The 12584-nt window shown below is 56.6% G+C and carries 12 protein-coding genes; 10 read left to right on the forward strand and 2 right to left on the reverse strand.

Annotated elements, in window-relative coordinates; genetic code table 11:
* The 5 genes from sdhA (at position 1) to K2F33_RS14600 (ending at position 5123) form a co-directional block, all read left to right on the forward strand.
* Positions 1 to 1746, forward strand: coding sequence for a succinate dehydrogenase flavoprotein subunit (sdhA, locus tag K2F33_RS14580; protein ID WP_076174068.1), 1746 nt, complete (start codon positions 1 to 3; stop codon positions 1744 to 1746).
* Positions 1747 to 1762: 16 nt separating this feature from the next.
* Entirely contained in the window at positions 1763 to 2527 is a 765-nt protein-coding gene (gene sdhB / locus K2F33_RS14585; protein ID WP_076174070.1) for a succinate dehydrogenase iron-sulfur subunit, read from the forward strand.
* A 169-nt stretch (positions 2528 to 2696) separates the two neighbouring features.
* A complete protein-coding gene (locus tag K2F33_RS14590; protein ID WP_076174073.1) occupies positions 2697 to 3335 on the forward strand; it encodes an ion channel in 639 nt (212 codons plus the stop codon).
* Between the two features lie 183 nt (positions 3336 to 3518).
* The gene (locus tag K2F33_RS14595; protein WP_263882084.1) at positions 3519 to 4433 is read left to right on the forward strand and encodes a metallophosphoesterase; all 915 of its coding nucleotides are present in this window, start codon (positions 3519 to 3521) and stop codon (positions 4431 to 4433) included.
* 60 nt (positions 4434 to 4493) lie between these two features.
* Positions 4494 to 5123, forward strand: a complete 630-nt coding sequence (locus K2F33_RS14600) for a GNAT family N-acetyltransferase (protein ID WP_076174078.1) — start codon at positions 4494 to 4496, stop codon at positions 5121 to 5123.
* A gap of 151 nt (positions 5124 to 5274) precedes the next feature.
* Here the strand turns inward: K2F33_RS14600 and K2F33_RS14605 are convergent, their stop codons facing one another.
* Together K2F33_RS14605 and K2F33_RS14610 are read right to left on the reverse strand one after the other, a co-directional pair.
* Complete coding sequence (locus K2F33_RS14605) at positions 5275 to 6084, reverse strand: histidinol-phosphatase (RefSeq protein ID WP_263882085.1); 810 nt, start codon at positions 6082 to 6084, stop codon at positions 5275 to 5277.
* Between the two features lie 51 nt (positions 6085 to 6135).
* The gene (locus K2F33_RS14610) at positions 6136 to 7038 is read right to left on the reverse strand and encodes a LysR family transcriptional regulator (RefSeq protein WP_076174084.1); all 903 of its coding nucleotides are present in this window, start codon (positions 7036 to 7038) and stop codon (positions 6136 to 6138) included.
* 384 nt (positions 7039 to 7422) lie between these two features.
* On the opposite strand from K2F33_RS14610, the gene K2F33_RS14615 reads away from it, so the two are divergent.
* The 5 genes from K2F33_RS14615 (at position 7423) to K2F33_RS14635 (ending at position 12547) form a co-directional block, all read left to right on the forward strand.
* Positions 7423 to 7881, forward strand: a complete 459-nt coding sequence (locus K2F33_RS14615; protein ID WP_076174086.1) for a chemotaxis protein CheX — start codon at positions 7423 to 7425, stop codon at positions 7879 to 7881.
* Between the two features lie 194 nt (positions 7882 to 8075).
* Positions 8076 to 8849 carry an SDR family NAD(P)-dependent oxidoreductase gene (locus K2F33_RS14620; protein WP_263882086.1) on the forward strand — a complete coding sequence of 258 codons (774 nt, stop codon included), beginning with the start codon at positions 8076 to 8078 and terminating at the stop codon, positions 8847 to 8849.
* 163 nt (positions 8850 to 9012) lie between these two features.
* Positions 9013 to 10479: a DEAD/DEAH box helicase gene (locus K2F33_RS14625; RefSeq protein WP_263882087.1), complete on the forward strand. Its 1467-nt coding sequence runs from the start codon at positions 9013 to 9015 to the stop codon at positions 10477 to 10479.
* Between the two features lie 91 nt (positions 10480 to 10570).
* Positions 10571 to 11317 (forward strand): ABC transporter ATP-binding protein, encoded by a 747-nt coding sequence (locus K2F33_RS14630; RefSeq protein WP_076174092.1) that lies wholly within the window; start codon positions 10571 to 10573, stop codon positions 11315 to 11317.
* Positions 11318 to 11320: 3 nt separating this feature from the next.
* Positions 11321 to 12547, forward strand: a complete 1227-nt coding sequence (locus tag K2F33_RS14635) for an ABC transporter permease (RefSeq protein ID WP_263882363.1) — start codon at positions 11321 to 11323, stop codon at positions 12545 to 12547.
* Positions 12548 to 12584 lie beyond the last annotated feature (37 nt).

Here is a 12584-nt window from a genome sequence, read left to right on the forward strand (position 1 = left end):
ATGGCAACATCTAATATTATTATCGTGGGCGGCGGTCTGGCAGGTCTGATGGCCACCATCAAGGCAGCGGAAGCAGGCGTCCATGTTCACTTGTTTTCTTTGGTTCCGGTCAAAAGATCGCACTCCGTGTGCGCGCAGGGCGGCATCAACGGTGCCGTCAATACGAAGGGCGAGGGCGACTCGCCATGGGTTCACTTCGACGATACCGTGTACGGCGGGGACTTCCTGGCCAACCAGCCGCCGGTCAAAGCGATGTGCGAGGCGGCGCCTGGCATCATCCACTTGATGGACCGGATGGGCGTTATGTTCAACCGTACGCCGGAAGGACTGCTCGATTTCCGCCGTTTCGGGGGAACGAAGCATCACCGTACGGCGTTTGCCGGCGCAACGACCGGACAGCAGCTGCTGTACGCGCTCGACGAGCAGGTGCGCCGCCACGAAACGGAAGGCCTCGTCACGAAGCATGAGCACTGGGAATTCCTGCAGGCGGTCATCGACGACGAAGGCATCTGCCGCGGCATCTGCGCGCAGGATTTGCGCACGATGGAGATTCATACATTCCAGGCTGACGCGGTTATTCTCGCCAGCGGCGGACCGGGGATCATTTTCGGCAAAACGACCAACTCGGTCATCAATACCGGTACCGCGGCCAGCGCCGTGTACCAGCAGGGCGTTCATTACGCCAACGGTGAATTCATCCAGATTCACCCGACAGCGATTCCGGGCGACGACAAGCTGCGCCTCATGTCCGAATCGGCCCGCGGTGAAGGCGGACGGATCTGGACATACAAAGACGGCAAGCCTTGGTACTTCCTTGAAGAGAAGTATCCGGCCTACGGCAACCTCGTGCCGCGTGACATCGCGACCCGAGAAATTTTCGACGTCTGCGTCAATCAGGGGCTTGGCGTCAACGGGGAGAACATGGTGTACCTCGACCTGTCCCATAAAGATCCGAAAGAGCTGGACGTCAAGCTTGGCGGCATTATCGAAATCTATGAAAAATTCGTCGGCGACGATCCGCGCAAGCTTCCGATGAAGATCTTCCCGGCGGTTCACTATTCCATGGGCGGCATGTGGGTCGATTACAACCAAATGACCAACATTCCAGGCCTGTTCGCAGCCGGCGAATGCGATTACCAATACCATGGGGCCAACCGTCTTGGAGCCAACTCGCTCGTATCAGCGATCTTCGGCGGCATGGTGGCCGGACCGAAAGCCGTGGAATACATTAAGGGAATGAAAAAATCCTCTGCTGATGTACCTTCAAGCGTATACGAACGCTACAAGAAGCAGCAGACGGACAAATACGAAGGCATCCTGAAAATGAACGGCACGGAAAATGCGTACGGGCTGCATAAGGAGCTCGGCGATATCATGACCGCCAATATGACCGTGGTCCGTTACAATAAAAAGCTGGAAGAAACGATCGCCAAAATCAAGGAACTGAAGCAGCGCTACAAAAACATCAACGTCAACGACACGTCGCGCTGGAACAATCCGGGCGCTTCGTTTACCCGCCAGCTGTGGAACATGCTGGAGCTGGCCGAAGCGATGACGCTGGGAGCACTGCTCCGCAACGAGAGCCGCGGGGCTCACTACAAGCCGGAATTCCCGGACCGCAACGACGAGGAGTTCCTCAAGACGACCAAAGCAGCGTGGACACCGGATGGCCCGCAAATTTCTTATGAAGCAGTGGATGTATCGCTGATCCCTCCACGGATCCGCGACTACTCCAAAGACAAGTAAAGAAGGGGGATTTGACATGGCGGAAGCAACTGCATCTTCCAAAAAAGTGAAGTTTATCATAACCCGTCAGGACGGCCCGGACGCTGCTGCCTATACCGAGGAGTTCGAGCTTCCGTACCGCCCGGGAATGAACGTGATCAGCGCGCTGATGGAAATTCAGCGCAACCCGGTCAACGCCAAAGGCGAAAAGATCGCCCCGGTATGTTGGGAATCCAACTGTCTGGAAGAGGTGTGCGGCGCATGCTCGATGGTGATCAACGGCAAGCCGCGCCAAGCGTGTGCGGCGCTGATCGATAAGCTGGAACAGCCGATCCGGATTCAACCGATGAAGACGTTCCCGGTCGTGCGCGACCTTGTTATCGACCGCAGCCGGATGTTCACCGCGCTCAAGCGGGTGAAAGCCTGGATTCCGATCGACGGCACGTACGATCTTGGCCCTGGACCACGGATGCCGGAGAAGAAGCGTCAGTGGGCTTATGAGCTGTCCAAGTGCATGACCTGCGGCGTCTGCCTGGAGTCCTGCCCGAACGTAAACGACAAGACCGACTTTATCGGTCCGGCGGCGATCTCCCAGGTTCGCCTGTTCAACTCCCATCCAACGGGTGAATTGAACAAGGAAGAACGCCTGGAAGCGCTGATGCAGGACGGCGGCATCGAAGGCTGCGGCAACTCGCAGAACTGCGTGCGCTCCTGTCCGAAAGGCATTCCGTTGACCACGTCGATCGCGGAAATGAACAAGCAAACCACCAAACACATGTTCAAGCAGTGGCTGGGTGTATAAATCAACGTTAACTATCATCCCCTTGTCAGCGGAGAGCTTTTCGCCGGCGAGGGGATTTTTGGTATATGTCAGGATGCGTCCAACCCTTGTGGCGGGGGTAATCTAACGATAAAGACTTCTAAAACTTTACAGGCAGAAGATGTGCAGGGAGAATGGAGGAGGATGGCTCATGTCTTGGTGGATGTGGGTGCTCAATATTACCGGTTTGATTGTCCTGATTGCGGTGTTTTACGGGTTGGAGAAAAAATGGACGAGTAAGGCGATCCTGCTTGGGCCAATTCTGATTTATGTTCTGGTCTCCCTGGAAGACCTGATCGGCTGGATCGACCTTTCCCGGGTCGTACCGGGAACAGGAGGGATGCGGGCCTTGATTCTGATCTTCTGCCTGAGCTCGGTCATCTTCTACGTGCTGTATATTTTCAACCGGATTGCCGAGTCGGCCCTGAAAAAAGAAGTGCAGCTCAAAACCGTCATTACGCGCATCAGCATGGCCACGTTAACGTGCATCCTCTTTTTTACCGTTATCTACACGTCGATTTACAAGCTCTTCGGCCATAACAGCTTCGACGGTAAAAATATCGGCAACGATTTGCTGAGCCAGGTGATTTCCTTCTTGTATTTTAGCGTTGCAACCTTTGCTACCGTTGGCTACGGGGATATCACTCCTGTCGATAACACCTCCAGAGGAGTCGTCGTGATGGAGATCGCCTTCAGCTTTATTACGGTTGCTTATGCGCTGTCGCTGCTGAGCGTGTTCCGTAAAATTTTTAAAGAGGGCCCGGAGGGCGCAGGTCAGGAGGAGGTGTAAACTTTTCGGCACCATGCCCGGACTTTGCGCAATAACCGTTGAGCATATCCCTTTGAACAGCAGCGTTTGTCCCGGGCCAGTGCACCGCCTCCGGCGGAATGATCCGCACTGCTGGAAGAGCGGCGGCCTGAAGGATATAATAGGGGAAAGTCCTATTCTATTCCAATACAGGAGGCCGCCTGCATGAAAAATACGCCGCATCCGGGAACGGGAATTCGGCAGGAGGCAGCCCAGCCGGAGCTGCCCGGCAGCCGGCTCACCCGCAGGCAATTTTTGAAGCGCGGCGTCGCCCTAGCGGCCGGAGCAGGATTGCTGACAGGCGCTTACGCCTGGTTATGGGAGCCGCAGCAGCTGGATACCGTGTACCGGACCCTGGTATGTCCGCGGCTGCCGGCGGCTTTTCACAACTTGAAAGTCGTCCATTTCAGCGATGCCCACCTCGGGTTTCACACCCGAAAGAAGCACATCGAACATCTGATTGCGGCCATTCGCAGGGAAGCTCCCGAGCTGATCTGCTTTACCGGCGATATCATTGATTCGAGTGCGGAGGCGATGAACGAGTATATTCCGCTGCTCGCTTCGATCGATGCCCCTCTAGGCAAATTTGCGGTGCTAGGCAACCACGATTTTTGGGGAGGGAGCGGCAAGGATGTAAGCCACAAGCTGCAGGTGGCCGACTTTCGGGTCCTGCAGAACAGTAGCCAGCTCCTGAACCGCAGCGGTCAATCCATCGCGGTGGTCGGCTTGGATGACTGGCTGCATGGATTTCCCGATCCGCAGAAGGCAAGAGCCGGCATTCCGGATGATATGTTCAGCTTGCTCTTGATGCATGAGCCGGATTACGCCGGTAACGCGGCCCTGTTTCCTTTCGATCTGCAGCTGTCCGGACACAGCCATGGCGGACAGGTGCGTCTGCCCCTGCTCGGTGCGCTGATGACGCCTCCGGGATCCAAACGGTACGTCATGGGCATGTACGAAGTAGGAGAACGCCGAATGCCGCTGTATGTCAACCGGGGGATCGGGGAGACCCACCTTCCCGTCCGCTTGTTATGCAAGCCTGAGCTTACCGTCTTCACCCTGCAGTCTGACACTCGTTAGACAAGCTGGTAACGATTCGAATCAATTTAAGGGAATCAAGCGAAGGAAGGGGAGAAGAGCGTGCTGAATGAGGACACACGAACGCCGATGCCCCTGCTTACGGGCAGCCGTCTGATGATGAAACCGATCGAACCGCAGGACGCGCCGAGGCTGCTGGATATCCTGGCAGACCCCCAGGTGATCAAATACGTGACCCAGAGCTCCTTCTTCAGCTTTGCCCGCTCGCGGCGCATCGCCTCGGAGCTGCTGAGCACCGGCCGCAGGGACTCGCTGCACATGGGCATTTGGCTTCATGGCGAGCGCGAGCTGGCCGGCGTGGTGTCGATGCAGCATTGGCGTGAGGAGAAGCGCGATGCCATGATCGGTTATATGCTCGCCAAAGCGTACTGGGGCAGGGGAATCGCCACCGAAGCGCTCGGCTTGATGCTGCACTATGCCTTCACCGAGCTGAAACTGCTGCACATCGAAGGCAGATGCCATGCGGTCAACACGGCGTCGGCCAGGGTCATGCAAAAAAACGGGATGCAGCTCAGCCGTACCTTTCAGCATAGACGCATGTTTTTCGCCGCGCCGGTCGAGATGATGGTGTACGCTCATACCGACCGTACCTATGATGAATACCGGAAGGGGCTGCAGCTTCAGGCAAACCAGGAGAATGCGCCAAATCTGCAATCATATGAAATCAGGTAAGATTTGTAACATAAATGAAATATTGCTGTTATGGGACTCTAACAGAGACCGGGTAAACTTATTCACATGACCCCCTTTTTGAAAATATAAATGATGTTCTGGGACCCGGATCGTGCGGGTTCATTTTTTTTGCCCAAAAAAAGAGGCTCCCTCAGAGGGGAACCGCCTTTTTGTCTTTGCCCTTGAAATACACCCATTCCCGGAATCCGATGTCCTTCAGGCGCCGGGCTACTTCGTCCCGCTCGTCTCCAACCCTTCCAGGAACATGAGCGTCCGAGCCGAAAGTGACGTCCACGCCGAAGTGGAGCGCCCGCTCAAGGATGGCGTCCGCCGGGTACCAGCCGCCGCTGAGCTTCGTTTTGCCCGATGTATTGATTTCGATCGCGATTCCGCACTCGGCAATGGTCTGCAGCGTTTCGTCAATGATCTCATCGGCGGGAATGTCGGAGAAGGCCGGGAAGTTGCCTTTCATCGCGTCAATATGCCCAAGGATTTGGAACATGCCGCTTCGGGCGGAGTCCTGGATCAGCCGGTAATACTCCTCCTTTACGCGGATGCGCTCCTGTTCGGACAGCCCCTTCCAGCGGTTTTTGTTAAAGATGCTGACGCCGCCCACGCTATGTACCGAGCCGATGATGTAGTCAAACGGAACATCGGCGAGAACTTTCCTGTATTTTTCGGCATGCTCCGGAAAAAAGTCGGATTCGATGCCGAGCAGCACGTCGATGCGCCCCTCGTATTCCTTTTTCAAATCAAGCACTTCCCGCACATAATGCTGAAGCTCCGATTTGCCCATGGCGATGCGCGGAAACGCCCGGTCCTCTTTCTCGCCAAAATAGGGGGTGTGGTCCGAAATGCCGATGACTTGAAGTCCGGCCTCCAGCGCCGCTTCCACGTAATCCCGGATATTGCCGTCGGCGTGCCCGCAGCGGAAGTGATGGGTATGCAGATCGAATTTCATATCGTACTCCTCCTTGTCAATAATCGTTGGAATCAAAGGTCTGCGGCGGGGTTACTCCGAGCTGATGAAGTTCGTTTCCGGCATGCCTTTCAGGTCGCTCAGAAACTGCTGCATGGCCGAGTTCAGGTATTTGCCGGACTTGTAAATGACGCCGACGGGATGGCTCACTTCCAGTTCGGTCAGCGGTATGATCTTCAGTGTGCCGAGGCGGAGCTCGCTCGCGACCGACTGTTTGGACATAATCGCCGCGCCGAGGTCGATTTCGACCATCCGCTTGATTTCTTCACTGCTGGACAATTCCATGACGACATTGGGCTCGATTCCGTGCTTTTTTAAAATATCATCGGCAAACCGTCTGCCCACCGTATCGGGTGACAGCAGGATGAGGGGCGTTTCGCGGAGGACATCGATCGTGACGGCCGTCTTCCGGGCAAGCGGATGGCGCGGGGAGACGATCAGCTCGAACGTGTCATAGTACAGAACCGACGTCATCAAATTGGGGTTGCGCTCGATCAGATAACCCAGGCCCACATCGATCTGTCCGTTCTCCACGCTGGTGTAAATCTGGGATGAAGCCATGGACATGATGGAGGTTTTGATGAGTGGAAACTGGTTCTGGAAGTAAGAAAGGACTCTGGGTAAAATTTGTATGGCTATCGAAGTGGTGGTTCCGAGCACGATGTGTCCCTGCGGTGTTTGATCCAGGTCGTACAGGCGCTCCTTCAGCTCTTCCACAATCGCTAGAATCCGTTCGGCATGGCTGAGAAACACTTCTCCGCGGTCGGTCAGCGTGACGGGCTGATTCCGGTCCACGAGCACCGTCTTGAACTCGTCCTCCAGACTTTTGATCTGGGCAGACACAGCCGGCTGGGTTAAGTTGAGCAGCTCTCCGGCTTTGCGGAAGCTCATGGTTTTTGAGATGGTAATCAGGGTCTCCAATTGGCTAATGTTCATGCATTTCCTCCTTCGGCGTTGATGCCTGCCGTCAAGCAGATCAGTTCGAACAAGTGTATCCTTTCATTATATGGGATTCCGGAAGTCAGGGCAACGCGGGCGGGGCAGCCGGTGATTCGTTTTATTTTTGGAAAAAGCAATCTACAAAATTCGCCACGGTCTTCAAAATTGCTCCGGAAGTACCGATATAGATAAAGGGAATCATCCCGGTTTTCTTTCTTAAATAGGAAAGCCGGTGGATATATAAGGGTATTTATACCCTGGATTGAAGACGTTTCATGAATTTTTCGTGATTTATTCCAGGGTTTAAAGTATAATTATTCCAATGGTAATGGGACTTTTGGGACATGTCCCAACCCGTTGTGAAAGGGGCAGTAATTACATATGAAGGCTGAAGTCATTAATCCTTTTCTGGAGTCCGCCCGGACCGTCATTGAACAAGTGATTCAGGTTACCCCTTCTACAGGCAGCCTCGGGGTGAAGAATATGGAGATCATCGAGGATCACATCTGGATTCAAATCGGGATGACAGGACAGCTTACCGGCAACATCGTGTTCGGAATTCAAGAGCATGTAGCGCTGCGGATGGTGTCCGTGATGATGGGCGGTTACATTCTTACGGAAATGGACGAAATGGGCCAGAGCGCCATATCCGAACTTGGTAATATGATCAGCGGCAATGCCAGCACGATTTTGTCCAACCAAGGGGTCACGGTCGACATTACGCCTCCGAGAGTGATGAAGAGCGAGCACATCGAGTCGTTCCTTCCGCAAAAGGCGCTCAGCATTCCGCTGCTTATGGACGGAATCGGCGAACTGGATATTCAGGTCATGATATCTTAAAATATCAGCAAGGAATAACGGCAGGAAGCACAAGCGTTACGTTTGCTGATCCCTGGGCATGATGCTGGTCCGCTGTGAGCATGCGGGCGACGTTATCCTACAGAAGTGGGAAAGGGCGGGAACAAACTCTGGACGGCGCTGCTGCACTGATTCGGGGTGTTCCGGCTTGTTTTCCTATAGGAGGACGAGAAGCCATGTTAAAGGACAAAGTCGTCGTGATCACCGGGGCGTCGAGCGGGATCGGGGCCTTGACGGCGAAGCTGGCCGCAGCGGAAGGCGCGGTGACGGTGCTGACCGCCAGGTCGGAGCAGCGCCTGCGGGAAGCAGCTGAAGGTATGACGGGATCCTTTGAATTGCGGGCCATGGATGTGACCCGGGAGGACCAGGTGAGCACCACGATGCAAGACATTATACATAAGTACGGCCATATTGACATTTTGCTGAACAATGCGGGCTACGGCAAGTTTGAGACGATTACGGACATGCCTCCCCAAGAGTTCGGACAGATGATGGACGTCAACTATATGGGCACGGTCCGGTGCACCAAGGCGGTGCTGCCGTCAATGCTCCAGCGCGAAGCGGGACATATCATCAATGTGGCGTCGATGGCGGGGAAAATCGGAACGGCCAAATCCACGGCGTACACGGCCACGAAGCATGCCGTTCTCGGCTTCAGCAACGCTCTCCGGCAGGAGTTGCGGGAATCGGGCATTCGGGTGTCGACGATCAATCCAGGTCCGATCGATACGCCGTTTTTTGACATTGCAGACCCGTCGGGTGGATATGTCAGCAACGTGAAATGGCTGATGATGACGCCGGAACATGTAGCCCGCAAAATCGTTAAGGTGATGCATACCGGGAAGGAAGAAATGAACCTGCCGGGGAAAGCGGCGGTCGCCATGCGCCTGTATCAGATGTTTCCCAGACTGGCGGACCGGCTGACCTACCGGATCATGAACCGGAAGTGATACGCCTTCTGATCTCTATAAATAAGCTGGCTCCCATGAGGGGCCGGCTTATTTTTTGCGCCCGCAGAATTTTGCGGTGAGTCCTATACTTGCATTTGGTGGGATGGCGCTTTTGGCATATAATGATAAAGAATGACTTAAAACATAAAGGATGAACGATTTCATGAACCCGACTTCTTTTGAAGCAACAGGTATTGACCGAGTATGGATAGACAAGCTGGCCGAGTACGGCATAACGGAGCCTTCGCCGGTCCAGGCGCAGGCCATTCCTGCGGTGCTGCGCGGAGCGGATGTACTCGCCCGCTCGCAGACGGGAACCGGCAAAACGCTGGCCTACCTTCTGCCCGTACTGCAGACCATCGATCCGGAGCTGAAGGCGACACAGAAGCTTATTCTTGCGCCGACCCAGGAACTGGCGATGCAGATTGTACGTGAAGGCGAAAAATACGGGGAAGCCCGCGGCATCGGTGTGCTTGGGCTGATCGGCGGGGCCGCGGTCAAACGCCAGGTGGAGAAGCTGCGGCTGCATCCCCAGCTTGTGGTCGGAACTCCCGGCAGAGTCCGCGAGCTGATCGAGATACGCAAGCTGAAGATGCATCACGTCTCGACCATCGTGGTGGACGAGGTCGACCAGGTATTTCAGCTCGGCGGTGCCGGCGACGTCGACCGGATATTGAGCAGCGCACTGCGTGACCGGCAGCTGGTATTCCTGTCGGCCACGGTCAGCGAGAGCACGGCGGCGCTGGTCAAACGGGAGATGCGCAGCCCGGTCGAAATATGCATCGACCCGGACCAGACGACCGCGTCGGGGCTGGAGCATTTGTATGTGGTGGCCGAGGAACGCGACCGGGTCGACATGCTGCGGCGCCTTATCCGCCAGTACAACCCGCAGCGGGCGATCGTCTTCGTCAATCAGACCGAATCGATCGCCGAGGTGGAGGCGAAGCTGACCCATTTAGGCATCGCGGCGGAGGGATTGTACGGAGACGCGGACAAACTGGCGCGCAGCCGGGTGCTGGGCGGCTTCCGCCACGGCAGGTTCAAAGTGCTCGTGGCAAGCGACGTGGCGGCGCGCGGGCTCGATATCGAAGGGCTCGAGCTCGTCATCAACTTCGACCCGGCGCCTGACGCCGAGCACTATGTGCACCGTGCCGGACGGACGGGCCGGATGGGGCGCAGCGGGCGCGTCATCTCGATTGTGACGGACCGCCAGACCTTTATTATGCGGAAGTTTGCAGGAGAGCTCGGCATCTCTCTCGAGCCGCGCGTGCTGTACGGCGGCAAAGTGCTGACGCCGGAGCAGTTTGCAGCCCGGAAGGGGGAGCCGTCAGGCCAGCCCCATCAGCGCCAGGTTCGGCCATCCGGGAGCCAGGCAGGCATGGCGGAAGTGCGCGGCAGCCGGCAAGGAGACTTGAAGCCGGCTAAGGGGAGCGCCAGCGGCCCATCCAGCCCGGGCGAACCGCGGGAAGGCAGCAGCGGACGCCGCGACGGCCGGGATACGACCCGGCAGGGCGGTGAGCCTTTCAAGGGCGGCAAACCGGCGGCCCGCCAGAGCCAAAGCGAACGGGAGCGTATCCGCAAGAACAAGGGCGCCCCGAAATGGTTGAAAAATAAACCTCCCCGGGCTTAATCGGCGAACGGGGAGGCAAGTACGGATGGATTCTCCCGTGCGGACACGCCCCTGGCTGTTCCGCCCGGGAATTGAATGAGGTGAAGAGTTGATGAGTGATACGGCTGTGCTGGATATTCAAGGCCTCATCGGTGGTTACAGCCTGAACCGCCCAGTGCTGCACGATATTTCGTTTCAGGTCGGGTCCGGCGAGATGGTCGGCCTGATCGGATTGAACGGGGCCGGCAAAAGCACGACAATGAAGCATATTCTCGGATTAATGCATCCGCAAAAGGGTGACATCCGCGTGAAGGGCAAGAAGCGGGAGGAAGACGCCGGGACCTACCACGGGGCGCTTGCCTTCGTTCCGGAATCTCCGCTGCTCTATGACGAGATGACCGTCAGGGAGCATTTGGAGTTTACCGCAAGAGCGTACGGCGTTGACCGCCAGGACTACGAAGAGCGGGCGGACCGGTTGTCACGCATCTTCCGGATGCAGGACAAGATGGACAGCTTGTCCACGCACTTATCCAAGGGGATGCGGCAGAAAGTCATGATCATGTGCGCGTTTGTGGCCCGGCCTTCCCTGTACATTATCGACGAGCCGTTCCTTGGCCTGGATCCGCTCGGCATCCGCTCCCTTCTTGATTTTATGGTCGAGCTCAAAGAAGGCGGGTCGTCGATCCTGCTGAGTTCCCATATTTTATCGACGATCGAGAATTACTGTGACCGCTTTATCGTTCTCCACCAGGGACGCGTGATCGCGCAGGGGACGCTGGAGGACATCGCCGCGCAGGCCGGCAGACCGGGACTGCCGCTGGAGGAGCTGTTCTATACTCTCGTGCAGGGCAGGGATTGAATGATGGACTTGAAAAAACTTCGGATGGAGCGGCGCGGCCGCTTCTGGGGGGAGGTCACCCCTTATCTCGGCTACGTGATCCAAAGCGGTGTGGCCGTGCTGCTGCTGTTTATGCTGATTGCTTTTGCGGCGTGGTACACGTCGCTCGTTCAGCATATTCCAGCCGGGCTGCCGATTCGCTGGATTATGCTGATCCTGTTCGTGCCGCTGACGGTAAACAGCAGCTTCCGGACGTACTTGCAGCCGGCGGACACGGTGTTTCTGCTGCCGCAGGAGTCCAGGATGAACGATTATTTCAAGGCAGGCTGGACCAGCGGCGTCGTTTATAAACTTATCGGCCTTGCCCTGGTCTTCATCCTGTCCTGGCCGCTGTATGTACGCAGTGATGCGGATCCCAAGTCCTTCTGGCCGTTCCTGCTCCTCCTGTTTGCCTTGAAGATTCTGGCTGCCTACGGCTGCTGGAAGGAGCTGCGGATGGTTTCCCGCCGGGCATCGGCAGGTTACCGTCTGCTGCGTTACGTCGTGCTGATCCTTGCGGTTGCCGCCTGGCTGTGGCAGCCGGAGTGGCGGAGCCTTCTGTTTATCGTGCTGCTCGCGCTGACCTATATCGCCGCCCTGCGCATTCCGGCCAAGCACTTGGTGGCCTGGGAGCGGCTGATTGCCATGGAGAAAACGCACAGCGCCCGCGTTATGCAGATCCTCGGCTGGTTCGTGAACGTTCCAGGCAGGCAGCAGCGCGTCTATCCGCGCAGGTGGATGTCCTGGGCGGGGAACCGGGTTCCCTGGAAGCCGGAGGCAGCGTACCGCTATTTAATTACGAAGAGCTTTGTCCGCAGTGATGTATTCAGCATCGTGATCCGGGCAGGCATCCTCGCAGCGCTCCTCGTTTGGTGGACCCGGCAAGGGCTGCTCGGCAGCGGGATTTACCTGTTTTTCGTATTCGTGATCGGCGTTCAGCTGTCCTCGCTGCTGCGCTACCACCAGGAATCCTTCTGGCTGCACATTTATCCGGTGCCGCCAGCATCGCGCAAGCAGAACGCCGTTAACCTGGCTTTTCAAATTCAGCTGGTTGTAGCTGTATTGATCTGGCTGCCCATGCTGGGTGCGGGGAGCGGCCGAATCGGACCGATGCTGCTGACGCTGCTTGGCGGGGTCGTGATCAGCGTGCTGTTCCGTTATTTTCAGTCCCGGAAGGGCAAGAGTGATGATGATGACGATGACGATGAATAGACAAGCGAAAAAAGACCGGGAATAGGCTCCCGGTCTT

The sequence above is a fragment of the Paenibacillus sp. PSB04 genome, from assembly GCF_025809195.1.
GTDB classification, from domain to species: Bacteria; Bacillota; Bacilli; order Paenibacillales; family Paenibacillaceae; genus Paenibacillus_AQ; species Paenibacillus_AQ favisporus.

Coding starts and splice junctions, on each gene's coding strand:
- sdhA (WP_076174068.1), top strand. CDS start 1: ATGGCAACATCTAATATTATTATCGTGGGCGGCGGTCTGGCAGGTCTG.
- sdhB (WP_076174070.1), top strand. CDS start 1,763: ATGGCGGAAGCAACTGCATCTTCCAAAAAAGTGAAGTTTATCATAACC.
- K2F33_RS14590 (WP_076174073.1), top strand. CDS start 2,697: ATGTCTTGGTGGATGTGGGTGCTCAATATTACCGGTTTGATTGTCCTG.
- K2F33_RS14595 (WP_263882084.1), top strand. CDS start 3,519: ATGAAAAATACGCCGCATCCGGGAACGGGAATTCGGCAGGAGGCAGCC.
- K2F33_RS14605 (WP_263882085.1), bottom strand. CDS start 6,084: ATGAAATTCGATCTGCATACCCATCACTTCCGCTGCGGGCACGCCGAC.
- K2F33_RS14610 (WP_076174084.1), bottom strand. CDS start 7,038: ATGAACATTAGCCAATTGGAGACCCTGATTACCATCTCAAAAACCATG.
- K2F33_RS14615 (WP_076174086.1), top strand. CDS start 7,423: ATGAAGGCTGAAGTCATTAATCCTTTTCTGGAGTCCGCCCGGACCGTC.
- K2F33_RS14620 (WP_263882086.1), top strand. CDS start 8,076: ATGTTAAAGGACAAAGTCGTCGTGATCACCGGGGCGTCGAGCGGGATC.
- K2F33_RS14625 (WP_263882087.1), top strand. CDS start 9,013: ATGAACCCGACTTCTTTTGAAGCAACAGGTATTGACCGAGTATGGATA.
- K2F33_RS14630 (WP_076174092.1), top strand. CDS start 10,571: ATGAGTGATACGGCTGTGCTGGATATTCAAGGCCTCATCGGTGGTTAC.
- K2F33_RS14635 (WP_263882363.1), top strand. CDS start 11,321: ATGGACTTGAAAAAACTTCGGATGGAGCGGCGCGGCCGCTTCTGGGGG.